This window comes from Paenibacillus mangrovi (assembly GCF_022898935.1).
Lineage (GTDB): Bacteria > Bacillota > Bacilli > Paenibacillales > Paenibacillaceae > Paenibacillus_AQ > Paenibacillus_AQ mangrovi.
This window is the reverse complement of the sequence record NZ_JALIRP010000003.1, coordinates 341167-364671: the sequence shown is the minus strand read 5'-3', so window position 1 is coordinate 364671 and position 23505 is coordinate 341167. Positions and strand designations below refer to the sequence as shown.

The 23505-nt window shown below is 51.2% G+C and carries 18 protein-coding genes and 1 riboswitch; of the genes, 13 read left to right on the top strand and 5 right to left on the bottom strand.

Going from position 1 to position 23505, the window contains the following annotated elements; translation table 11 throughout:
- Positions 1–162 precede the first annotated feature (162 nt).
- A complete protein-coding gene (locus MUG84_RS09845) occupies positions 163–570 on the bottom strand; it encodes a VOC family protein (protein ID WP_244724497.1) in 408 nt (135 codons plus the stop codon).
- Positions 571–838: 268 nt separating this feature from the next.
- Positions 839–938, top strand: a riboswitch (purine riboswitch).
- 66 nt (positions 939–1004) lie between these two features.
- Between MUG84_RS09845 and MUG84_RS09840 the strand changes: the two genes are divergently transcribed.
- From MUG84_RS09840 to MUG84_RS09825, 4 genes are all read left to right on the top strand, one after another.
- Entirely contained in the window at positions 1005–2435 is a 1431-nt protein-coding gene (locus tag MUG84_RS09840) for an NAD(P)/FAD-dependent oxidoreductase (protein WP_244724944.1), read from the top strand.
- Positions 2436–2832: 397 nt separating this feature from the next.
- The gene (locus MUG84_RS09835) at positions 2833–4161 is read left to right on the top strand and encodes an MATE family efflux transporter (protein WP_244724938.1); all 1329 of its coding nucleotides are present in this window, start codon (positions 2833–2835) and stop codon (positions 4159–4161) included.
- 145 nt (positions 4162–4306) lie between these two features.
- A complete protein-coding gene (locus MUG84_RS09830; RefSeq protein ID WP_244724495.1) occupies positions 4307–5386 on the top strand; it encodes a lactonase family protein in 1080 nt (359 codons plus the stop codon).
- 130 nt (positions 5387–5516) lie between these two features.
- Complete coding sequence (locus MUG84_RS09825) at positions 5517–6107, top strand: TetR/AcrR family transcriptional regulator (RefSeq protein ID WP_244724492.1); 591 nt, start codon at positions 5517–5519, stop codon at positions 6105–6107.
- Between the two features lie 132 nt (positions 6108–6239).
- Here the strand turns inward: MUG84_RS09825 and MUG84_RS09820 are convergent, their stop codons facing one another.
- Together MUG84_RS09820 and MUG84_RS09815 are read right to left on the bottom strand one after the other, a co-directional pair.
- Complete coding sequence (locus MUG84_RS09820; RefSeq protein ID WP_244724489.1) at positions 6240–7625, bottom strand: sensor histidine kinase; 1386 nt, start codon at positions 7623–7625, stop codon at positions 6240–6242.
- Complete coding sequence (locus MUG84_RS09815; RefSeq protein WP_244724486.1) at positions 7622–8299, bottom strand: response regulator transcription factor; 678 nt, start codon at positions 8297–8299, stop codon at positions 7622–7624. Before MUG84_RS09815 ends, MUG84_RS09820 begins: the two co-directional genes overlap by 4 nt.
- A gap of 287 nt (positions 8300–8586) precedes the next feature.
- On the opposite strand from MUG84_RS09815, the gene MUG84_RS09810 reads away from it, so the two are divergent.
- From MUG84_RS09810 to MUG84_RS09770, 9 genes are all read left to right on the top strand, one after another.
- Entirely contained in the window at positions 8587–9717 is a 1131-nt protein-coding gene (locus MUG84_RS09810; RefSeq protein ID WP_244724480.1) for a GntR family transcriptional regulator, read from the top strand.
- Positions 9718–9940: 223 nt separating this feature from the next.
- Complete coding sequence (locus MUG84_RS09805; protein ID WP_244724477.1) at positions 9941–10612, top strand: Crp/Fnr family transcriptional regulator; 672 nt, start codon at positions 9941–9943, stop codon at positions 10610–10612.
- An 81-nt stretch (positions 10613–10693) separates the two neighbouring features.
- Positions 10694–11251 carry a redoxin domain-containing protein gene (locus MUG84_RS09800; protein ID WP_244724474.1) on the top strand — a complete coding sequence of 186 codons (558 nt, stop codon included), beginning with the start codon at positions 10694–10696 and terminating at the stop codon, positions 11249–11251.
- Positions 11252–11446: 195 nt separating this feature from the next.
- Complete coding sequence (locus MUG84_RS09795; RefSeq protein ID WP_244724471.1) at positions 11447–14671, top strand: alpha-mannosidase; 3225 nt, start codon at positions 11447–11449, stop codon at positions 14669–14671.
- 276 nt (positions 14672–14947) lie between these two features.
- Entirely contained in the window at positions 14948–15997 is a 1050-nt protein-coding gene (locus MUG84_RS09790; protein WP_244724468.1) for a Gfo/Idh/MocA family protein, read from the top strand.
- Entirely contained in the window at positions 15994–16911 is a 918-nt protein-coding gene (locus MUG84_RS09785; protein WP_244724465.1) for a Gfo/Idh/MocA family protein, read from the top strand. Before MUG84_RS09790 ends, MUG84_RS09785 begins: the two co-directional genes overlap by 4 nt.
- 139 nt (positions 16912–17050) lie before the next feature.
- Complete coding sequence (locus tag MUG84_RS09780; RefSeq protein ID WP_244724461.1) at positions 17051–17932, top strand: sugar phosphate isomerase/epimerase family protein; 882 nt, start codon at positions 17051–17053, stop codon at positions 17930–17932.
- 52 nt (positions 17933–17984) lie between these two features.
- Positions 17985–18773 carry a glucosamine-6-phosphate deaminase gene (locus tag MUG84_RS09775; RefSeq protein WP_244724458.1) on the top strand — a complete coding sequence of 263 codons (789 nt, stop codon included), beginning with the start codon at positions 17985–17987 and terminating at the stop codon, positions 18771–18773.
- Positions 18774–18780: 7 nt separating this feature from the next.
- On the top strand, positions 18781–19983 hold the full coding sequence (locus MUG84_RS09770) for an N-acetylglucosamine-6-phosphate deacetylase (RefSeq protein ID WP_244724454.1): 1203 nt from the start codon (positions 18781–18783) through the stop codon (positions 19981–19983).
- Between the two features lie 67 nt (positions 19984–20050).
- Here MUG84_RS09770 and MUG84_RS09765 read toward each other — a convergent pair whose 3' ends face one another.
- Together MUG84_RS09765 and MUG84_RS09760 are read right to left on the bottom strand one after the other, a co-directional pair.
- Complete coding sequence (locus MUG84_RS09765; RefSeq protein WP_244724449.1) at positions 20051–20824, bottom strand: DUF2935 domain-containing protein; 774 nt, start codon at positions 20822–20824, stop codon at positions 20051–20053.
- A 107-nt stretch (positions 20825–20931) separates the two neighbouring features.
- A complete protein-coding gene (locus MUG84_RS09760; RefSeq protein ID WP_244724446.1) occupies positions 20932–23199 on the bottom strand; it encodes a helix-turn-helix domain-containing protein in 2268 nt (755 codons plus the stop codon).
- Positions 23200–23505: the final 306 nt, after the last annotated feature.

The following is a 23505-nucleotide window of genomic DNA, read 5'->3' as shown; positions in this document are numbered from 1 at the left end:
GTCTTTAATAGTTTTAAGTGAAAAAGAGTGGCCTTCATCCGGAAAACGGAGAGGGACACTCTTTTTTAATCTATTAGAATTTATTATTTCCTGGGCCCCCCGCAAAGTACCTGAATCAGCTTCGAAGCAAAGTCTCCACTTTGTGGGGTTATTTTGTGTATCCTACGCTTTCATCTGCGGTGAATCCGGATGCAGCTCCATGAATTCAATCCGGTTGCCGTCAGGGTCCTTGGCCCAGCACTGCCAGTTATGGTCTTTGCCCTGTAAAGGCTCCACATCCAGCGTCACGCCGCATTTTTTCAAATGTGCAGCGATTTCTTTGATGCTGTCGACTTCAAGGCACAGATGGGAGAAGCCGATCGGATGCTCTGCGCGCTGCGGCTTATTTTGACCGCCGTAAAAGAGCTCGATAAACTGGCCCTCGGTTACCTTAATGTACTCAATCCAGGGATTGCCTTGATCATCTTCGATGGAAAATGCCTTTTTGAAGCCGAGAACGCCGCAGTAAAAGTTCAGGGACTGCTCCATATCAGCCACGTCAAATGCCAGATGCCCGATTCGTTTGATCACTTGGAATACCTCCTGTGGGAATTTCCGCGATAGAAAGCGGTACGGTTTTTGGTAACGCATTCATCGTAAACAAGGTGGGGATATTTTTCAATACGATTTAGCATGAAAAGAAAATCTAAAGGCTGCGGGAGTTTGTTAATGTTCGGATTTTGGCGATGAAATGAGCTTCGGATCTAGATTATCTATTATTTAATTAACTAAAAACGAATTATAAATTAAAATCTTGTTGACACATTCGTGTTTATTCGGTAAACTTACTTCTGTTGTTGATTATATGATGGTAATTGTTCGTATATCCTCATTGATATGGTTTGAGGGTTTCTACAAGAGACCGTAAATCTCTGGCTACGAATAGGTTGCTTTTGGCATACCTGTTCTACTGGCTAGGGATTTTTTTTGTCCAAACTTACATCACTACGATCAGGAGGGTCATGATGAATAAATATGATGTCATTGTTGTTGGAGCTGGTCCGGCCGGTATTTTCGCTTGTTATGAATTTGCGCTGAAGGCGCCGCATCTGAAGGTGCTGCTGGTGGATAAAGGGCATGATATTTACCGCCGCAGCTGTCCGATTCTCGAGGACAAAATCAAGCTTTGTCCGCCTGCCGGAGGCCGGAAGGAATTTGCCGGATGCATGCCTGCATGCTCGATTACGGCTGGCTTTGGGGGCGCGGGCGCATACAGTGACGGCAAGTTCAACATTACGACCGAATTTGGCGGCTGGCTGACAGACTATTTATCGCCTTCCAAGGTGATCGATCTGATCCGCTATGTGGATGCTCTTAATCTGGAGCATGGGGCGACGACGAACATTACGGACCCGACAACGGATGTCATCCGCGGAATTGAGCAGCGCGGCTACGCTGCCGGACTTAAGCTGCTGCGGGCGCAGGTGCGCCATCTCGGAACCGAGCAGAATCTGGAGATCCTGAAATCCATATATGAATATTTGAAAACCCGCATCGATATGATGTTCAAGGCGGAAGTCGAGGATATTGTGACGACCAAAGACGGCAGTACGCACACCGTACACGGCATCGTCCTGAAAAATGGGGAGTCCTACGAAGCGGACCGCGTGATGATCGCACCCGGCCGGGACGGCTCAGGCTGGCTCACCTCAATTCTTAAGAAGCGCCGCCTGAAAATGTACAACAACCAGGTGGATGTAGGGGTTCGCGTGGAAACCTCGGATGTAGTCATGCAGGAAATCAACGAGCATCTGTACGAGGGGAAGTTTATTTTCAATACTTCTGTGGGAACCCGCGTTAGAACCTTTTGCAGCAATCCTTCGGGTCATGTCGTTGTGGAAAACCATACGGGAGCGATGGCTGCCAACGGCCATTCCTTCAAGGACCCGGCGCTTGGCTCATCCAATACGAACTTTGCCCTGCTGGTCTCGCATAAGTTCACGGAGCCTTTCGACAAGCCTAATGAATATGCGCGCGAGATATGCAAACGAGCCAATGATCTGTCGAATGGAGGCATCATCGTACAGAAGTACGGGGACATCCTTCGCGGCAGACGCTCCACGGAAGCGCGGATCCGCGAGGGCTTTCTTGAGCCGACGTTGAAGGAAGCTGTGCCTGGGGATCTAGGGCTCGTACTGCCTTACAATACGATGAAAAGCCTTGCCGAGATGATGCAGGCGCTGGATCATGTGACGCCGGGGATTGCCTCGGAGCATACGCTGTTTTATGGCGTAGAGGCGAAGTTCTACTCAGCCCGGCCGAAGCTGACGGAGTCGCTGGAGACGGAAATCCGCGGACTTTACTGCGGCGGTGACGGCGCGGGCATCACCCGTGGTCTCGCCCAGGCAGGTGCAGCAGGCGTCTGGATTGCGCGCGGCATCATAGACTCCATTTAATATAAATAATGAGATCGATAATTAGAAAGTCCGCTTGGAAACAAGCGGGCTTTTTTGCATTAAATGATGCGGAATAGCTGAGGATAAACATCTCTTTTTGTGATCTATTTTATAATTTCTGTTGATAATTAATAAACATTACAATATACTGTCTAAGTAAAATATAAACAAAAATAAAATTGTCTATATAAATCGAACCGAGAGGTATTGTGTCGCCTATACGATCCATGCTGCTGCACATGAGGTGCTTTACCTTTTCCATCGTTCCATTTATAGGATAAAAGGAGATGTTTCCATGAACTCGTCACAGCAAGCCGCCGGGCATGCGGCGGAGAACCGAAGGCCTGACGCTGCGGCCCAGCTGAATTCTCAGACCCAGCCCGGTGTATACCGTGCGATGATCGCTTTTCTGATTCCGCTCATTCTGAGCAATGTCCTGCAATCCATCGGCCAGCTAGCTGGCGCGATTGTTGTCGGACGCTGGATCGGTGTGGACGCACTCGCGGCGCTTTCCGCTTTTTTTCCTCTCTTTTTCCTGCTGGTGTCGTTTGTGATCGGAATCGGTTCAGGCAGTGCTATTCTGATTGGTCAGGCGTATGGAGCGAGAAATGAGGAAAAGCTGAAGACCATCGTTGGGACGACGCTGACTTTTACCTTCCTGCTCGGGGTTGTGCTTGCAGTGGTTGGCGGTATTTTTACGGAAGATATTCTGCGCATGGTCGGTACCCCGGCCAACATTATGGAAGTTACGGTGAACTATGCGCGCATTATGTTCTGGAGCTTGCCGGTCATGTTTCTGTATATGGTCTATACCACGTTTATGCGGGGAATCGGGGACTCCAAGACACCTTTTTACTCGCTGATCGTCAGCACGGTGCTGAATCTTATTTTCTTGCCCGTCCTGATTTTCGGATGGCTTGGACTGCCGGAATGCGGTATTTATGGAGCGGCGTATGCCAATCTGATTTCGACCGTCATTACGGTTGTTCTGCTGCTGATGTACACGCATTGGAAGAAAAGCCCGCTCCGTCTGGATGCGTCGGTCCGCAGGCATTTGCGCATGAACAAGGAGATGCTGAAGCTGCTGCTCCGGCTGGGCATTCCGTCCAGCGTTAGCATGATTCTCGTGTCCCTGTCCGAAATTGCCGTAATCGTGTTCGTGAACCGTTTTGGGTCGAGTGCCACCGCTGCGTACGGATCGGTTAACCAGGTCGTGAGCTACGTCCAGATGCCGGCGATCAGCCTGGGCATGACGGTATCCGTCCTTGCAGCACAGTCTATAGGAGCCAAGCAGACGGAGCGTTTGAAGGAGGTCATCCGTGCCGGCATCGTCCTCAATTATGTGATCGGCGTGATACTGATGATCCCGATTTACATTTTCTCGAAAAATATTTTGTCCTTGTTCATTACGAGCCCGGAAACGCTAGATATCGCGCATCAGCTTTTGATGATTACGCTGTGGAGCTATCTGATTTTTGGCCATGCACAGATTATTTCGGCAGCGATGCGCGCGAGCGGCGTTGTGCTGTGGCCGATGATTTTCAGCGTGATCTCGATTTGGTGCGTTGAGGTGCCAGTCGCTTATTTTCTTTCCTATCATACGAGTCTTGGCATCCGCGGCATTTGGCTGGGGTACCCGGCGGCGTTTATCGTCAGCATGATTTTGGTTTACTCGTATTACTGGCTTGCTTGGAAGAAGAAGCGGATTACCAGTCTGGTGCAATAAGCAGAGTCTTGGTGTACTGATGTCCCCCACAGAAATAATGTGGGGGGTTTTTAGGTTTTAGAATGAATACAGATGAATAATATTAAACGAATAGAATTATCTAATGCGGAGCCAAAAGAACTGCTCGAAGGAGGAGAGTCATAAAATGCAGAGGATGGTTTACATGATGAGCAATGGTGCAGAAATGAATGAAGTCATTGCTTTTTACCGGGACATGAATGGTATGCTCACCTTTATGGGGAGATACCCAACATATGGAAGAGGAACGGGTACAAGGGAAGTCTCTTCTGCAACACCAAACGATGGCGTCAATCCCCTTGCGTCACAAGGATCACTATCTTTATCCCGTGATGGTCATTTCTTATTTGCTGTGAATGCGGGCAGTAATAGTATCAGTAGTTTCATCATTACCGACAGCGGAGGACTCGTTCTCGCCGATGTGAAGGCATCGGAAGGTGCTCAGCCAAATAGCGTAACTGCATTCGGTAATCTTCTTTATGTTTCAAATGTAGGTAACGCCGCCAATAATTTTGCATCCAATATCACTGGTTTTCACATAGAAGATAACGGACGTCTTACTTATATTGCGGGTTCCACCCATTCTCTAAGTACGAACAATGCTCAGCCTTCGCAGGTTTTATTCACTCCAGATGGCAGTAAAATCGTTGTAAATGAGTTAACTACAGACCGTCTCAGTGTATTCCATGTTAATAGTAATGGTACTGTTACAGGGCCAATCATTAACGATTCTAATGGGTCGAAACCGTTAGGCTCTTATTTCCTATCCTCAGGAATCCTTTTAGTTACGGAGGTAACTTCTAGCGCGCTGTCATCATATTCCATGAGTGACAACGGGATACTGAATGTTATCAGTGGATCTGTACCGAACGGCCAGAAGACAGCATGCTGGGTTGTAACTTCGAGGAATGAACGTTTTGCATATACCACTAATACCTTAAGTGGCACAATATCCACCTACCATATAGATGACAGCGGAAAGCTAACAGTTCTCGGGTATATAACAAGTACACCCGTTGGCACGCCTACTGGTATACCAATAGATGCTGGAGTCAGTAAAGATGGACGCAATTTTTACACCCTTAACGGTAACCAGGGCACAGTCTCAGTATTTAATATCAAGGATGATGGTAGCTTAGTCAGATTGCAGGTTGCTGCGTGGACCCCTGTTCCTTATTTTGGATCCCAAGGTTTAGCTATTCTTTGATTCTAATGTTATAACTATCTATCCTGCCCTCGTTTATTATTAAGCTATCGATTGCCGTATGTAAAAATTTGAAATATACTCGCAATAGAACATTCGTTCAAAAGTGAATACGTTAGAAGGTTGCGAAAAAGTGAATAAACGTCATTACAACAGCGAGGAAACACGCCAGATTATTGCAGAGAAGGCGGCGAAGCTTTTTGCCCAGAAGGGCTTTGCAGGCACGTCGATCGCAGATATTTCGCGGGAATCCGGATTCAGCAAGGGGCATATCTATTACCATTTTGAAAATAAAGAGAAGCTCTTTTTGCATTTGTCCCTGGAAACCATGCGTCACTGGGGTGAGAAATGGCAGGCGATTGCAGGTTCGTACCCTACTTCGACCCAGAAGCTGTACGGGATGGCGCATTTTGTTATGAACAACTACAAGACGCCTTTATTACCCGTGGGGCAGGAGCTTGCGATGAATCCGAACACCTCGCCCGAGACGCTGCAGGCGCTGCAAGGTCTTGCGGCTACACCTATGGCGGCCTACTCGGCCATTTTTCATGAAGGGGTAGAGCGCGGCGAATTCGACATCGAGAACGTGGAAGAGACCACGCTGCTGTTCGGCAGTTGGATGGGAACGTTATGCCAATTCACGCTGACGATGGAAGGGGAACCGTTGCAGCGTCTGTTTCAGCAGGCGGTCACCATTTTTGTGGGAGGCATCCGGAAAAGGTAAAGCTTGATCCGACGCTGCACCGCAAGCTAAAGAGGCTGGTCCGCCGGACCGCCCGGAGAAACCAGCCTGAAAGGGAATATGGTGTAAAAAGCTCAGACATGAATGGGTAACAGAATTTTCAGCATTCTAAGCCTAGTTCAGAGGCAGGCATATATGAAACTCGGTTCCTGCGCCTACCTTACTTTCTACAGTGATCGTTCCGCCGTGTATGCGGATGATTTTATGCGTAATCGCCAGCCCCAGTCCGCTGCCTGTCTCGCCTTCGTGACGGCTGCGGGCTTTGTCCGCTTTGTAGAAGCGATTGAAAATATAGGGCAGATTCTCTTCAGATATGCCGATCCCGCTATCCTTAAAATCAACATAGCAATTGTTCTCATCCTGATACAGCCGGATTGTAATGGTGCCGCCTTTCGGCGTGAATTTGACGCTGTTGGTCATTAGATTGACCCATACTTGGTGTAGAAGCTTCTGATCTGCGGTGATCATCACTTCGGGAAGCTGCATGTTCAGGGCGATCTCCTTTTCCCGCCAGCTCCATTCGGTCGTCAGCAGCACTTCCTTGATCTGGTCGGCCACGTTGAAGGTAGTCTTCTCAAGCACTTCTTCTTCCTTGTCCAGCGAAGCCAGCATCAGGAGCTGCCTGCTCATCTGGGACATGCGTTTGGCCTCACTTTCAATCACTGACAGGTAATGTTGACGCTGCTCTTCACTCACTTCCCCGGACTGCAGCGTTTGGGAGAAGCCCTGAATGGAGGAAAGCGGAGACTGGATTTCATGCGATACATTGGATACGAATTCCTGACGCATCGCCTCGAGCTGCTCCAGCCCCTTGGCCATTTGGGAAAAATGGCTCGCGAGACGCCCGATTTCGTCCTTGCGGTTCACGTTCAACTTCAGATGGTACGTTCCTTGCGAGATCAGGCGCGTGGCTTCAGTCAGCTTCGTAATCGGATTGACGATATATCGGGTACTGATGACGACCAGCAAAATGCTCAGCAGGATAATCAGGACCACAATGACCGCCAGGAAAATATGGAGCTCCCCGAACTGCATCGAGACATTGGGCCGCACGAACAGGGCGTAGGTTTCCCCACCGTCCTGAAGCGGAACTCCAATCGTATTGATTAGCGTATTGTCAAAAAATCCTGTAATAAACGCCCTGGAAGGGAATTGTTTAATACCGTGATATACTTCGCCTTGCTGGACCTGCTTGATGACCGAAGGGGCAAGCCTCTGATCCCGGAACTCCCCGCCGTAAAAAGTGCCGTTGCCGCGCGGGTCCACGATATAAATTTGATAGCCGAGCGTGCCTATATTCTCAAGATAAGGCTCGCGTTCTCTCTCAGGACTGATTTCGTAGAAATGCTGGATGTTTTCCGCCACATGCGTGATCTTGCTGTCATTCACAGGTTTTAATTTGTACTGATAAAAGACGTTAGCCAGCACAAAAGAGAGCACGCTGCTGAGCATCATAACGGTAATGGTTGTAAGGACGATATGCCAGTACAGAGATTTCACTTTTTGGCCGCCTCCAGTTTATAGCCGACGCCGCGAACGGTGCGGATGCTGAAATCATCCGTCATATCCGCAAAGCGTTCCCTCAGCCTTTTGATATGGACATCGACCGTTCGGTCGTCTCCTTCAAAGTCAGCGCCCCAGATCAACTGGATCAGCTCGTCACGGGAAAAGGTACGGTCCGGAAAGCTGGCCAGCTGCGTTAGCAGCTCGAACTCCTTCATGGGTAGCATAAACATGTTATCGCCGCATTGTATCGTGTAATTTTTCGTGTCAATGACGGTGTCGTTCAGTTTGATCACCTGCGAATTGACCATCTGATAACGGCGCAGCAGCGCTTTAATCCGGAACACCAGCTCTTTCGGCTCAAAAGGTTTGGTCACATAATCATCGGTTCCTGCCGTATATCCCTTCTCTTTGTCGAGGAGCTGGTCCTTGGCCGTCAGCAGAATGACGGGGAACCCGTAGTCCTGGCGGATTTCGCTGCAGAGTTGCAGTCCGTCCTTGCCCGGCATCATCACATCAATCACCGCCAGGTGAATCTGCACCCTGGACAGCACGTCCGAAGCTTCGTTGCCGTCTGCCGCTTCAAACACCGCGTATCCTTCTTGCTGCAGAACATGTCTCAGAAGCTCGCGAATATGTACATCGTCATCCGCCACTAAAATATGTATCATGAGGTCAACTCCCCGCTAATCGGTTGTCAGTATTTTATTTATTGTTCTATTATACCTGCAAACAGGGCTTGTTCACACGGGGGCAGGGACTCATCCATGACAAAATCCGAAAATATCTGCACGCTTTTCCGGCAATAAATGAGGCACTCGGCAAAAGCTCTCGGGAAGCGTTTACAATTTATTGGCTTGTCTCATGGCTAAGATGTTATAATGATCCTTATATAAATGCCAAGAAAAAGAAAAACGGCGTGGAAGCGAAGGAATAAACATCAATGGGGGATTAGCTAATGAGTCAGGAACGGGAACCGCTGTACATCCAGATTCAGAACCACTTCAAGCAATTGATTTCAACGAAGCAACTGGCTCCGGATGACAGGATTCCAACCGAAAAGGAATTGATCGACCAGTTCCAGGTCAGCCGTATTACGGTGGCGAACGCGCTGGCGGATCTTGCGAATGAAGGCTGGATCTACCGTATACCAGGCCGGGGCAGCTACGTCAAGGGCATTCCGGAAAGCTACATCAAAAATGCCCGCGGGGCCGTTATTTCGGAGGTACATGCCGGACATGCACCCAAAATCGGACTCATCTTTCCGTCGATTGAGGATTTTTTCGCCATTCAAATGGTGCGGGGAATCCAGAGTGCGCTGAAGGACAGCAAATATTCACTGATCGTGATGTTTACCTACAATTCCAAGGAGCTGGAGAAGGAAGCGATCCGCGAGCTGCGCTCAAGTGTGGATGGTCTGATCATCTTTCCAGTGGATGCCGAAGTATATAACGAAGAAATTATTGCACTGAAAATGCAGAACTATCCGTTCGTGCTGCTGGACCGCCATCTTCCAGGTGTCGAGACCAATGTCGTCTTGTCCGATCCGCTACAGGGCTCGATTCTCGCAGTGGAGCATCTGTGGAATCAGGGGCACCGCAATATTGCAATCTGCTCAGATACGCCGATGCCAACCGTGACGGTAGAGGAGCGGATACAGGGATATAACGAGGCGCTGAAGCAGCAGGGGGCGCTTATCAATCCGGCGCTCATCCTGACCGATTTCAGCATGCATGAGGCGCCATACAAGGAAGATTACGCGCTTTATCGTTTCATTAAGAATAAAATGGCGACGGCTTACATTGCATTGAACTGCAGGCTCGGTGTACATATCTGGTCTGTGGCGCGCAAGACGGGCTTGCGGGTGCCGGAGGATGTCTCGATTATCACCTTTGATAATCCGAGCCCGATGCTGGAGGAATTCAGCACGTTCACGTTTATTGACCAAAACGAGGAGCAAATGGGATTCGAGGCGGCCAGCAGGCTGCTGAATATACTTGAAAATCCGGATAATGGGCCGAAGTACAGCAAGATTATTTTGCAGCCGGAGCTCGTGGTGAATTGTACGACAGGGCCTGTACCTTCCTGACATTATTTATGTGTATAGATCGACAAACCGGTTATTCCCTTTGGGAAGGCCGGTTTGTTTTATTAGAAGGCATCCGTATAAATCGACCCAAAGAGGCGCTCCGATTTGTTCAACCTCGCCTGTTTATGTTACATATGGAGTAATCGGCAAAACGGGTAACCTAAAAAGACTCCACGCTACCTTGTTATCAATGTATTGAACTGGTAAGGAGGATGGATGAAGTATGGCTTTTAAGCCTACAGACAAGCGATTATTAAACGTTTTTCCCTGCTTAAGCGTCGTACAACCTGCCGAGTGGGCGGAAGCTCATCCGTTCGTGCAGCGTTTTCCGGCCAAATCCAGCATATTTCGCCGGGAGGATGCGGCGGTATACGGGATGTTCCTGCTGAGCGGCACGGCCCGGATTACGGTCATTAATGAACAGGGAAGTGAATTGGTGCTCAATATGCTCGCGGCTGGTGAGGTCTGTTCATTGATGGTGCTCAGCGGGCTTAGTGGACGCGATTATCCGGGCTCGCTAATCGCCGAAACTGATGTGGACGTGCTGTTCGTGCTCAAAAGCAGCTTTTTGCGCTGGGTTCAGGAGTATGAGCCGATCCGCACCGCTATTTTTGGCGGGCTTCTTGAAGGCATGCTCCGCATGGTCGACATGCTTCAGGAGAAGCAGTACATGCCGCTTGAGAAGCGACTTGCCAAGGCGCTGCTGCGTGCGACCGAGGAGGGGAAGCCGCTTCTGCATACGACGCATCAGGAGCTGGCCGACGAAATCGGCACTGCGCGCGAGGTCGTTTCTCGTTCGCTGCAGAGATTTAAACAGAATGGCTGGATTGAAACGGGAAGAGGCTGGGTGAGAATCGACCAGAGAAGCAGGCTGGAAGATCAGCTTGGTGACTAAGTCACAGAGGGGAAGTTTTTTTCCTGTTACATTGGGTTTCAGGCGCTTATGCCAATAACCGATGATCAGGAGGAATTCCCTATGAGTGATCAGCTTCAGCATGGAGATACAGCCCCTTTATTCCAAATGAAGGACCAGAATGACAAGCCCATTTTGCTTGAAAACAATCGTGGACGCAAGGTGCTACTTGCTTTTTTTCGCAATTCGGCCTGCGCTTTATGCAATCTGAGGGTACACCAATTTATTCAACGGCATCAGGCTTGGCAGCAGCAAGGAATGGAAGTCATCGCCTTTTTCGAATCGCCGGAAGCTAATCTTCACAAGTACGTTGGTCAGCAAAATGCCCCGTTTCCGCTCATTGCCGATCCCGAGGCTGAAATCTATGACGTATATGGTGCGGAGACATCAGAAGCCAAGGTGCAAGCTACCTTATCGCTGCCGGGAATCCAAGAGAAGATCTCTGTCCAGGTGGAGGAGGCCGGCTTCAAGCTTATACCAGAGGAAGGCTCCAATTTCAACCGGATTCCAGCCGAGTTTTTGATTGATGAGAAAGGCATTATCCAGGTCGCCTATTATGGAAGGCTAATCACCGACCATCTGCCTTATGAAACGATTGAACGCTTTTCTGCTGGTAACTAGGGGCGACGGGCAGGTCTTCGGCACACGATGAATCTACCTTCCTGCCCTGGATAATGCCGACCGATTGTTCCGTTAAGCATAGACTGTCTGCTGTAAAAATAGCGGATAGTCTTTTTTGTGTTTCATATTAGACATAAATGATATATTATATATATTAAAAATACAGAATCGTGGGGAAGGGAGCAAAAAACAGTTATGAGATTCGTTCTGCAGAAGTTGGAAAACCGCATCCGGGAGCTGGCTGGGATTAGATACCGGGAAGGCCGGGGATTGGATGCCGTACATATCGTACCGGATGTGAAGGATCTGGATGAAGCACGTCGGCAGTCTGCGTCAGGTCCTCTCGTTCGCGTTGGCGACCATTGGGGCGGCAGAGACCGCTATGCCTGGTTTATGGCAGACATTGAATTCCCGCAAAGCTGGAAGGGCCAAGATGTGATCGGCCTCATCAAGCTCGGGGAAACAGGCGGGGGAAATTGCACAGGATATGAAGCGCAGGTCTTCCTGAACGGAGAACCTCTGCAGGCGCTGGATCGCAATCATGCCGAGTTGTTCTTCCCGGAAGATGCAGTGGCGTCTGGGCGTGCGGAACTGGCGATTTATGCGTGGAGCGGCCTGACGGCGCCAGATGGACGCTCGCCGTTTGATCACCGCATTGATTCGCTGAGTGTCGCGATTCTGGATGAAGATGTGGACGACTTGTATTATACGTCGCTGCATATGCTACAAACCGTGAAGCAGCTGGACGAACGCCAGCTGGAGAAACATGAGCTGACGGACGCGCTGGAAGCGGCATTCCGCCAGCTGGATTGGAGCAGACCCGGCTCAGAGGCGTTTTATGCATCCGCCGTGCAGGCTCGCCATACGCTAAGAGAACGGCTTGAAGCCATCCCGCGCGGCCCGCGCCCGCAGATTACGGCGGTAGGCCATTGCCACATCGACGTGGCGTGGCTGTGGAGACTCCAGCATACGCGTGAAAAATCGGGGCGCTCGTTCTCAACGGTGCTCACGCTGATGGACCGTTTCCCTGAATACGTGTTCCTTCAATCGCAACCGCAACTGTATGCTTATTTGAAGAAAGATTTCCCTACGCTGTATGCGAAAATCAAGGATCGCGTGCAGAGCGGAAACTGGGAAGCAACCGGAGCCATGTGGCTGGAATCGGACTGCAACATCCCTTCCGGCGAGTCACTGGTGCGCCAGCTTTTGACCGGCAAGCGCTTTTTCAGGGATGAATTCGGCGTGGACAACCGCGTGCTGTGGCTGCCAGACGTGTTCGGCTACAGCTGGGCGCTTCCGCAGATTCTGAAGAAAAGCGGCATCGATTACTTCATGACGACCAAAATCAGCTGGAGCCAGTACAACCGTTTCCCTTACGATACTTTTACGTGGAGAGGGATCGACGGGACGGAAATTCTGACGCATTACATTACGACACCTGATAATGACGGCAGCTGGTTCTATACGTACAACGGCAATGTGACCGGAGCTTCAGTGCAGGGCTTATGGAACAATTACCGCCAAAAGGACATCAACGATCAGCTGCTTCTGGCCTATGGCTGGGGTGACGGCGGTGGCGGTCCGACCCGCGATATGCTGGAGGCCGTGCGGCGTTACGAGGATATGCCGGGAGCGCCACAGGTCAAGGCTGGAGGAGCGGAGGACTTCTTCGGCCGGCTCGAGGAACAGGTCAAGGATCAGCCGCAGCTGCATTTATGGGATGGCGAGTTGTATCTCGAATACCACCGCGGAACCTATACTTCTCAGGCCTACAACAAGCGTATGAACCGCCGGATGGAGCTGCTGCTGCATAATGCGGAATTCCTGAATGCGTTCGCGCTTGCACTGAATTCAGAGCATGCCTACCCGTCGGAGCAGCTGGCGGAGAGCTGGGAGATCGTGCTGCGCAATCAGTTTCATGACATCATTCCGGGCTCTTCCATCCATGAAGTGTATGAGGACAGCAAGCTCGAATACGAGGAATCGGAAAAGCTCGCTCTTGCCGCGATTGAAAAAGGGCTTGGCGGTTTGAATGGAACGATTGGCGGCGAATCTGCCGGAGCAGTGGAAAAAGGAGTGCCTGTCCGCATCTTTAACGCACTCGGCTGGACCCGGTCCTTCCTCGCAGAGGTCGAAATCGACGGCGCAGCAGAGTTCGCGTGGTATACGGCGGAGGGCATGAAGCTGGATGTTCAGGCCGATTCGGCTGGATCGACAGATTCAGGGAAGGTACTGGTAGCGGTTCAGGGCGTGCCGGCATATGGATATACGACCATTTACGGACGCCGTGAAGCGGAGCGGATGCAGGACGGAAGCACTTCGGCGGACGTTCAGCACAACGTGGAAAACGCCTCCGAATCCTGGAGCATCCAGACGGATCGCCTTGAGACGCCGTATTACAGCATCCGACTGAACGAAGCCGGCCAGATTGCCTCGCTTTATGACAAGCAGGCCGGGCGTGAAGTGCTGAAGCCGGGTCAGCCAGCCAACGTGCTTCAGGTATTCGAAGATAAGCCGATGGCGCATGACGCCTGGGACATCGATATTTATTACCAGGATAAAATGACTATCGTCGACGGTTTGCAGGAGCTGACCGTGCTGGAAGCAGGACCGCTGCGCGGCGTGCTGAAGCTGGTGTTCAGCTATCAGCAATCCACCATTGAGCAGCATCTGATCGTATATCGCAATCACCCACGCATTGATTTTAAAACCCGGGTGGATTGGAATGAGCATCAGCAGCTGCTGAAAACGGCCTTCCCTGTGGAGATCCGCTCAACCAAAGCGACTTACGAAATCCAGTTCGGCAATGTAGAACGGCCGACGCACTGGAATACGAGCTGGGATTATGCACGCTTCGAATCGGTGGCTCAGCGCTGGGTGGACCTCTCCGAAGGCGGCTATGGCGTCAGCTTGTTGAACGATTGCAAATACGGACATGACATCCGGAACCATGTCATCCGTCTGAGTTTGATCAAATCTGCCGTGTATCCTGACGGCAATGCGGACCAAGGGCTGCATGAATTCACGTACTCCTTGTATCCGCACAGCGGAGGCTGGTATGAAGCGGGAACGCATCAGGCAGCGTGTGAGCTGAACGCTCCGCTGATGGCTGCGGCTGTACCAGGAAGCAGTGGACTCCCTACCGAGCTTGGCATGCTTAAGGTAGATGCCCACAACGTCATGATCGATACGGTCAAAAAATCCGAAGACGGTAATACGCTGATCGTACGCCTGTACGAATTCGGAGGCATCCGGACGAAAGCAGCCGTCACTGTGGATCCGTATCTCGGACCAGTTCGTTCGGCAGAAGAAACCGACCTTATGGAAGAACATCCGTCCGCTCTGCCTGTGGCAGGACAGGACATCGAAGTAGCCTTGGCGCCGTATGAAATCAAAACGCTGAATATTGTTCTTTCCTAATTAAATAAATCTGATTTAGTAAAGAGGACGCCCTAAGCTTAAGAGCGTCCTCTTTTGTTTTTTTAAATGATGAACAGGATGCTGAGTATTGGTAAAGACGCGCGGCCAAGCTTCATATACTTCAAAATATACATCTTTTCAGATTCATCTCCCATTCTGCGGATGCCGCCAAAGGTGTGAGCAAAGCGTAACAATGGACGATTGGAATCAGGACAGACGGTCTTTAGAATGTGGGATGTATAACCATGGTGCATTTATCGGAAGGAGGAGGTTGTAATGACGAAAAGAATGCGATTTGCCATTGTCGGCGCGGGTGTCATTTCCCCGTTCCATGCACGTGCGATTATAAGCCATCCGGAAGCAGAGCTTACAGCCATTGTTGACGAGGTACCGGAAAAGGCCGAGGCCTTTTCCAAGGAATATGGTTCACCTCCCGTCTATGCCACGCTGGAACAGATGCTGAAGGAAGGGGAAGTGGATGCAGTCTGTGTTTGTGTTCCGAGCGGGCTGCATCGTCATGTAACCGTGGCTGCGGCACGGGCCGGGAAACATGTACTCTGCGAAAAGCCACTGGGCATTACGGCAAAGGATATGGATGAGATGATTGAAGCGTGCCGCGCCCATAACGTGAAGCTGGCTACCGTGTTTCAGAAACGGACGACGGAAGAGGCGATTCTGACCAAAAAGGCGGTGGAAGAAGGCAAGCTCGGCCGCCTAGTACTGGGTGATGCGTATTTGAAATACTTCCGCAGCCGCGAATATTACAAGAGCGCCGGATGGCGCGGAACTTGGGCGCTGGACGGCGGCGGAGCGCTGATGAATCAGGGAGTTCACGGCGTGGATATTATCCGCTGGCTGATGGGTGACGTGGAGAGTGTCTTTTCCTATGCGTCTCCGCTGATTCATGACATTGAGGTGGAGGATACCGCCGTAGCGGTCTTGAAATATACCAATGGAGCTTACGGCGTTATTCAAGGGACGACAACGGTGAATCCGGGGCAGGAGGCGCGCTTTGAAATTCATGGTGAGCATGGGTCCATCATTTACGGGGACAGTGGGTTCAAGCTGTGGAAGACGCTGGATGGAGACGAGGCTCCGGGGAGCATACAGCATAGGACTGCCGATGGTACCGATGATCCGCATGTCATTTCGGCTGACGGCCATTATATCCTCGTCGATGACCTGATCCAGGCGGTGCGGGAGAACCGTGAGCCGCTGATTTCCGGAGACGAGGCGCGTAAATCGGTCGATCTGATTCTAGCCATTTATGAGTCCGCCCAGACTGGACGGGAAGTACGGCTGCACCCGGGAGGCGTAAAGGCATGAACGCGGACGTACTGAAGATCGGCATGATCGGCCTGGACACCTCGCATGCCCCTTTGTTTGCGGAGATGCTTAATCATTCTGCTCATCCTTTTCATGTTCCGGGCGGAAGGGTGACAACCGCATTTCCCGGAGGATCTCCGGATTTTCCGCTTAGCATCAGCAGGGTCCCGGGCTATACGGCCCAAATCCGCGATGATTTTGGCGTCCGGATGGTTGAAACTGTGGAAGCTGTTGCCGAAGAGACGGATGCGATCATGCTCCTGACCGTGGATGGTAGGCTGCATGTAGAGCAGTTCGCAGCTGTGGCTCCCTACGGAAAGCCGGTATTCATTGATAAGCCTTTCGCACTCAGTAGCGAGGATGCCAGAGCGGTCTCGCGCATTGCCCTTGAACATCATGTGCCGATAATGAGCTGTTCTTCGGTCCGTTTCGCGGAGAATCTGGCCGTCGCCTTGGACACCAATGAAGGCGGGCTCATTGGCGCAGACTGCTGCGGCCCGATGGAGCTTCAGCCGACGCAGCCGGGATTTTTCTGGTATGGAATCCATATGGCCGATATGCTGTACCGCTGCATGGGCCCTGGCTGTACAGAGGTGAGTGTGACCACAGTAGAAGATCATGATCTGGCGGTTGGGGTCTGGTCTGACGGGCGGATCGGTACCATTCGCGGAAACCGGAAAGGCAACAAGCGCTTCGGGGCTCTGCTTCATCGTGAACAGGGAACGGATTTCGTAGATATCTATGCCAATGAAAAGCCCTATTACGCCAGTATGCTGGAAGGTGTAATGCGTATGTTCCAGACTAAAATCGTACCTATAAATATCACCGAGACGATTGAGGTGATCACTTTTCTGGAAGCGGCAAATGAAAGCAGAAAAACGGGAAGGCCCGTCCCGCTCAAAATTCCGGAGTAACAGCGATCGGAGGATCGATCCGTAACCGTAGCGGCCACCTCGCTCAATATCAAGAACTAATTTCAGCTTTGAGCCAAATTCATGCCATTAAATATTGCTGCTGGATCAGTAAAGCGGCGGAGGAGGCGAAACAAGTCCAATGACAGGCTTCAAACTGGGAGTCATCACGGATGAAATATCGCAAAACATTGAGGATGCGATTCGGATCGCCAAGCAGTACGGCCTTGAAGGATTAGAGCTGCGGTCTGTGGACGGAAAGCAGCTGCATCGCCTCAGCGATCAGAGGGTGGAAGAGATTGCTGCCATGATCCATGATGCTGGCTTGCAAGTCTGCGGTTTGTCTACTCCAGTGTTTAAATGCAATTTGAAGAATCAAGAGGAGACTGCAGCGCATCACCGCATGCTCCGCAGGTATGCGGAACTGGCCCGGCGGCTGGAGGCTCCTTTCATCCGGGGGTTCAGCTTCTGGGCCGATGGGGAATGGGATGCGGCATACCCGGGGATTGTGCGGGAATTACAGCGTACCGTGCCCGTATTGGAGGAATTCGGGGTGCGCTTTATCCTGGAAGCGGATCCTTCTGTTTTCGCTACCAACGGGGCGAAGGTGGCCTCGCTCGTGCGGGCTGTATCATCCCCACGGGTACGGGCCTTATACGACCCCGGCAACAATTTGTGGGATCCGGACGGCGAACTCCCTTACCCGGATGGTTATGAGGCGCTGCGCGGATTGATATGCCACATACATGCCAAGGATGCCGTACGGGAACAGGGCAGGACAGATGCTATCGCAATTGGCAAGGGCCAGGTTGGTTATGACCGGGTGTTGGCCCGGCTGGCAGAGGACGGTTATGATGGCTGGCTTGTCGTGGAGACCCATTACCGGCTCGCTTCCACACTGAGCGAAGAGCAGCTGAAGCGTCCGGCGGGATATGCTTTTTCCGCCGGCGGCGAAGAAGCGACGATGGAGTGCCTGGAAAGCCTGCTTGATCTGCTGGGACAACATGGACAGAAAATATGCTGATATGCCTTAAGGGCACAGGTTTTCGATTACCTTCAGGAGGAGGAATCCATATATGACGAGAGCTTTTTCAGCCGAAAAGGCATGGGCAAAAGACCGTCTGCTGATCCAGCAGTATGCCAGCCGCGATGAGCTGGGCAGAGCCGCCGCTGAAGATGTGGCTGAAGCGATGAGGGAAAAACTGAAGATGCAGGAAGCGATCCGGATGGTGTTTGCCGCAGCGCCTTCCCAAAACGAGTTTCTTCACTATCTTGTGCGTGCGGAGGGGATCGATTGGAAGCGGGTGACGGCGTTTCACATGGATGAATATATCGGGCTTGGCGCGGGTGCGCCGCAGCGCTTTAGCCATTTCCTGACCATGCGGTTATTTAACCAAGTTCATCCGGGTACAATTCATTTGATCGATGGTTCAGCCGAGCCGGTGGAGGAATGCAAGCGGTACGCCGCACTTCTTCAGGAAGCGCCGCTGGATATGGTCTGCCTGGGCATCGGCGAGAATGGACATATTGCGTTCAATGATCCGCCAGTGGCCGATTTCGAAGATCCCTATATCGTTAAAAGGGCTCAACTGGATGACCTGTGCAGACAGCAGCAGGTTCATGATGGATGCTTCGAGCGGCTGGAGGATGTACCGGAGCATGCGCTTACCATGACGATTCCGGCACTAGTGTCGGCTGAGAAGCTGTTCTGCATCGTACCGGGAGCGGCTAAGCGAAACGCGGTGCAGGGCGTATTGGAGGGGGCGATTTCTCCTTCATGTCCTGCTTCGATCTTGAGAACTCACGCGAACTGCCAGTTGTATCTTGACCGGGAGTCATACCCTGGGGAAATTCAAGGGGGCTGATAAAGACATGAATTCAGGCAGCATTCAATCCTCCGGTTTATCTCTGAGAGGAAGGCATTACCGGACAGGGGAGATGATTGTTCTCAGCATGGCGGGAGGGATCATTACGGAATGCAGGCCTGCCGCAGCTGTTCCCGGCAATGAATCGGAAGAGGAGCTGCCTTGGATCGCGCCTGGCCTGGTCGATCTGCAAATCAACGGTTACGGCGGCATCGACATGAATGCTCCAGATCTATCGGAAGAGGATGTTATAGCGTTCATGGAACGGATGTGGGCAGAAGGAGTCACCACGTTCTACCCTACGCTCATTACGGGAGCCGATGAGCTGATCGTTCGTGGATTTGAAATCATCGATCGGGCGTGCTCCCGCATTGAAAGGGAACGGGACGGGGCAGGCCCGATGCACAGCATCGCCGGTATCCATTTGGAAGGTCCATTTATTTCTCCGGAGGACGGCCCGCGTGGAGCCCATAACCGGGCATATGTAAGGGCTCCGGATGATGAGCGGTTTGAAGCTTGGCATCAGGCGGCGGGTGGACGTATCCGGATCGTAACCATGTCCCCAGAGTGGCCTGGCAGCGACGAATTCATTACCCGCTGTGTGGAGAACGGCATCGTCGTTGCGGTCGGACACACAGCCGCCACCGGAAGCCAGATTGAACAGGCTGCTTCGGCCGGAGCGCGCTTGTCAACGCATTTGGGCAATGGAGCCCATCCGATGCTGCCGCGTCATCCCCATTACATTTGGGATCAGCTGGCGGAAGACCGGTTGTGGGCGAGCGTTATCGCCGATGGCTTCCATCTTCCGGACACCTTCCTGAAGGTGGCCCGTAAGGTCAAGGGCGACAGACTGATCCTGGTAAGCGATGCTGTAAGCCTCGGCGGTATGCCGCCGGGTGTTTATAATACACCCGTTGGCGGCAATGTCACGCTTACGGAGCAGGGGCGGCTGCATCTCACCGATCAGCCGGCTCTGCTGGCCGGATCAGCCCTGCCGCTTACCTCCGGCATCGCGCATATGGCATCTGCGGGGATATGCAGCCTCGGGGAAGCCTGGGACATGGCGTCCACCGCGCCTGCGCGGCTCATGAAGCTTCAGACCCGGGAAGGGCTGCAGCCGGGTTCCCCTGCGGATATTGCTCTTTTTACGTTCCAAGAGGGGAGAATCCAGATTCAAGAGACGTACAAGCGCGGGAAGCGGATGTTTTAAAACAAAACGGGACTGTCACCGTAAGCTTATCGCTTCAGGGACGGTCCCGTTTTACGTTTCGATGGATCTACAAAATAACCTGATCCTCCAAGTTTCTCCATAAATGATGTGCCTCTCTGGCAACATGTTCCAACAGGTCTGGAGGTGAAGTTGTAACGGCAGCACATTGTTTGATCAGATCGTCTAATTCCAGTTTAAATGCTTCAAGGGCTTTAGTCTCCTTAATAACCATTTGGTTAAAGGCGTTTAAAGCCGGTGTTATTTCCTTGCGTGGATGGCGTATCATCGTTCTGAGTGCATTAGCTTGGAGAAATAGGTTTTCGAATTTTTTGGTCATGTTTCTCACCTGATCATGAAGTTCATAATTTGATGTATCTAAATAATGACTTATATAGCTAAGATGGTCTGCCATTTGCCTGAGCCAAAAATAATTCTCATGTATGGTTGCGTCAGCTGGTGAAACCCGGTTACCGCTTTGAAGTAATTTGAAGACCGACACGGTTTCCTCTGCTTCCCGAATCATGTGATCGAGAAGTGATTGTGGGGTTGAAATAATGACATCACAGCGTAATGATTTATCCAACGTATAGACGAGTAAACTTTGAAATTCTCGTGTTGCGTGTTGAGCTTCATCAATCAATTTTGAGGGATCTGCTGTTTTTGATTTCGTCTTCTCAAATACGGTTCCCAGACGTTGAATCATATGCTGGTTTGCACGGGCTAGTTCCATTTCATGATGACTTATTTCTCTGTCAAAAAATCGGCCGTGATCATAGTTGTTCTGCACCCAAAAGGCTATTATGCCATAGATGTCTCTTTCATAATTATCTGTATAGGGCATAGTTCCACCTCTTTCTTGGTAAAATGCGGTCCCTAAGAACAGACCATCTCATTCTCACGTTCATATAAGAAGTATCTCCCCATATGGTTATGCCGGGTATTTGACATCTATGAAGCATACTTTTTCCGGAATTCGCCCGGCGTCATCCCCGCATGGCGCTTGAACATGCGGATGAATGAATTGACGTTTAGGTAGCCGACCCGGACAGCAACATCCTGAATGCGCAAATCCAGGTTCTGCAGCAGGTCCTTGGCTGTACGGATGCGAAGGTTGTTGAGATAATCGCTGAAATTCAGGCCGGTCTTTTCTTTGAAGTAAGTGGACAGGTAGCCGGACGTAATGTTCAGCTTATCAGCCATCATATCCAGATTGATATCCTCCTCTAGATGGTCATTGATATAGGCCATGACAAAGGAGGTGATCGGGTCATGATGTTCCGTTTTGCGCCGGATGAGCTGCAGCGCCGGATCCAGCAAACCGCGGAACCAGAGCTCATACTGGTCCGCACTGTAGAAATCCCTGGTGATATCCAGCGCCGGCACCTGAGCGTCATGATATGCGGCAGAAAGATTGAGGCTGCGCAGCAGCTTGTCGAGCTCATCCGCTACATCTTTGGCGAACTGGCGGTATTCAAGGGCGGAAGCCTGTTTTTTTCCAAGTGCACTCAAGCTTCTTTCGATCCATTCCTGCGTGCTGTCCTCGCTTCCACTCAGCAGTCTGTTTTGAAATTCCTGCTCCCACAGCGCTTTGAAAGAGCGGGCTTCCCTGCTGTTAACCCTGTCTTCCTTCTGAATCCACTGGGTCTGATCGAGAAGCTTGCGATGCTTCAGCATCCCGGTAACGTGGGCGTAGGCGCCTGTGAATGGCGATCCCTCAGGTTGTATAGGACTGCACGCCATCGTCACGAGATAGAAGCCGCGGTCGGCGTTGAACACCTCTATCAAATGCTGGAGCTGAGAAAGGGCCTTGGCCGCTTCATCTGGCAGGAACACAATCGACAGCACCTGCTGCGGCTCGGTCTGAATCGTAACTGATTCGGGATAGGCCTGCTGCCAGATCAGATCGATGTATTCCCGGACATAATAAGCTCCCTTTTCTTGCTCCAGATGATATTGGGCGAATCCTTCTTTAAATATCATCTGATAAACGATCATGACGTAAGGCCTGCTGGCATCGGCAAGCTCCCTGATCTCGCTCAGATTCATATGGATGTTTTTCAGTCGGTTCGCATACGCATAATGGCGGAGCATGGAATTTTTCCTAGCCAAATCTCTTGATATACGCTGATGGGAGGAGCGCATATGCTGTACTCTCCGGCTTATCAGCTCAATCTCTTGGACAGGCCCCTGAGCGGTCTCGGGTTCGTCTTGCTGGAGAGTATCGACCATGAGGCGGATCGGGCGATGGACACGGCGGCTGAACAAATACGTGAGTACAATCAGCAGGCCTACAACGGCCAGGAGCGAAAGAAGTACAAGGTTCAATTGCAGGAGCTGGGCGGAAATGCTTTGCACCGGAACTTTGCTGATATACGTGAAGCCTGTTTCCGAACCTTTTTTATAAAAATAGTAAAAATCGCCGTTCTGCACAAACGAATGCCGGTTATCGAGCGAGTCAAACGCAGGCAGTACAGCGCTGTCCGCCGTGGATTCGGGCTCATAGAGAGGGCGGCCTTCCGGATCAAGAATGTAAAAGTCTCCGCTCATGGCGGACTGCAGGTTCCGGGCCAAACGCTCCGCGTCCAGCATGGCGATCAGGTACATATCTTTGTATGGCATCATTTTAATGACGACAGGCAGCAGGGTTCCTTTGGAGCGTGCCGATCCCGGCATTTTCTCTACGAATTTCGCTGCGGGAAAAACTCGAAAGGCATAAGGCTCGCCAAACTGCTTATCCCAGAACGCCAGTGGATAGGACGGGCTCGTGTAATAAGTGCCGAACAGCGACTTCGCGCTGCTTGTCCCGTCTTTTTCGATGACGTACGCGTCCTTTTGAAAATAGATCATGAGATTATCCATGCCCAAAAAAGGGTTGGCGTAGAGCCGCTTCATCTCCGCAATCACGTCATTTACATAACCGTAAGCCTGATTGTCCTTCACCTGCCGCAGCTGGTTGACATACGTCGTCCACAGCGGATCCTGGTACAGGCCAAGCACCATTTCCCGGGTCAGGCGGAACTGGTCTTCATAGCCCCGGGCGGCATGATTCACGCCAAGTTCATTGTATTTCACGATTTCATTGTGAATTTGCTGCTTCAGATAGAAGAAGGAAACGAGGTTGAAGGCGGTGAGCAGCAGGATGACGGCGAGAAAACCGGACAGCAGCTTGGTGAACAGCGTGGGAAAGCCGAGCTTTCTCTTCAAAACGAGCGACATTCGATGAACACCTCCATGTCATGTAGGTCAGTTATCGATTAGCAGAGCAGCAGCTTCAGAATGACTATATCATAAGGTTTATTTTTGCATTCTCACAATATTCACCTTTTCAGGAATTTCTACAACCTTTCCACTCATCCGAAAAAAAGGGGATGGCGCCGCAAACATGCCGATTTATTTTCCAAGGATTGATCCATTATGCTACAGATAACAGGTAAGGCCATCCATTAAATGACAAGGGAGGTGCGGAAGCGAAATGAAAACGGTGGAGACGGATCTGGCGGGCGCTGGGGTGTTCCTGAAAAC

Excerpts from the sequence above, each read along its gene's own strand:
- MUG84_RS09840 (WP_244724944.1), top strand. The coding sequence starts at position 1,005 with ATGAATAAATATGATGTCATTGTTGTTGGAGCTGGTCCGGCCGGTATT.
- MUG84_RS09835 (WP_244724938.1), top strand. The coding sequence starts at position 2,833 with ATGATCGCTTTTCTGATTCCGCTCATTCTGAGCAATGTCCTGCAATCC.
- MUG84_RS09775 (WP_244724458.1), top strand. The coding sequence starts at position 17,985 with ATGACGAGAGCTTTTTCAGCCGAAAAGGCATGGGCAAAAGACCGTCTG.
- MUG84_RS09770 (WP_244724454.1), top strand. The coding sequence starts at position 18,781 with ATGAATTCAGGCAGCATTCAATCCTCCGGTTTATCTCTGAGAGGAAGG.
- MUG84_RS09830 (WP_244724495.1), top strand. The coding sequence starts at position 4,307 with ATGCAGAGGATGGTTTACATGATGAGCAATGGTGCAGAAATGAATGAA.
- MUG84_RS09790 (WP_244724468.1), top strand. The coding sequence starts at position 14,948 with ATGACGAAAAGAATGCGATTTGCCATTGTCGGCGCGGGTGTCATTTCC.
- MUG84_RS09805 (WP_244724477.1), top strand. The coding sequence starts at position 9,941 with ATGGCTTTTAAGCCTACAGACAAGCGATTATTAAACGTTTTTCCCTGC.
- MUG84_RS09765 (WP_244724449.1), bottom strand. The coding sequence starts at position 20,824 with ATGCCCTATACAGATAATTATGAAAGAGACATCTATGGCATAATAGCC.
- MUG84_RS09785 (WP_244724465.1), top strand. The coding sequence starts at position 15,994 with ATGAACGCGGACGTACTGAAGATCGGCATGATCGGCCTGGACACCTCG.
- MUG84_RS09800 (WP_244724474.1), top strand. The coding sequence starts at position 10,694 with ATGAGTGATCAGCTTCAGCATGGAGATACAGCCCCTTTATTCCAAATG.
- MUG84_RS09760 (WP_244724446.1), bottom strand. The coding sequence starts at position 23,199 with ATGTCGCTCGTTTTGAAGAGAAAGCTCGGCTTTCCCACGCTGTTCACC.
- MUG84_RS09810 (WP_244724480.1), top strand. The coding sequence starts at position 8,587 with ATGAGTCAGGAACGGGAACCGCTGTACATCCAGATTCAGAACCACTTC.
- MUG84_RS09795 (WP_244724471.1), top strand. The coding sequence starts at position 11,447 with ATGAGATTCGTTCTGCAGAAGTTGGAAAACCGCATCCGGGAGCTGGCT.
- MUG84_RS09780 (WP_244724461.1), top strand. The coding sequence starts at position 17,051 with ATGACAGGCTTCAAACTGGGAGTCATCACGGATGAAATATCGCAAAAC.
- MUG84_RS09815 (WP_244724486.1), bottom strand. The coding sequence starts at position 8,299 with ATGATACATATTTTAGTGGCGGATGACGATGTACATATTCGCGAGCTT.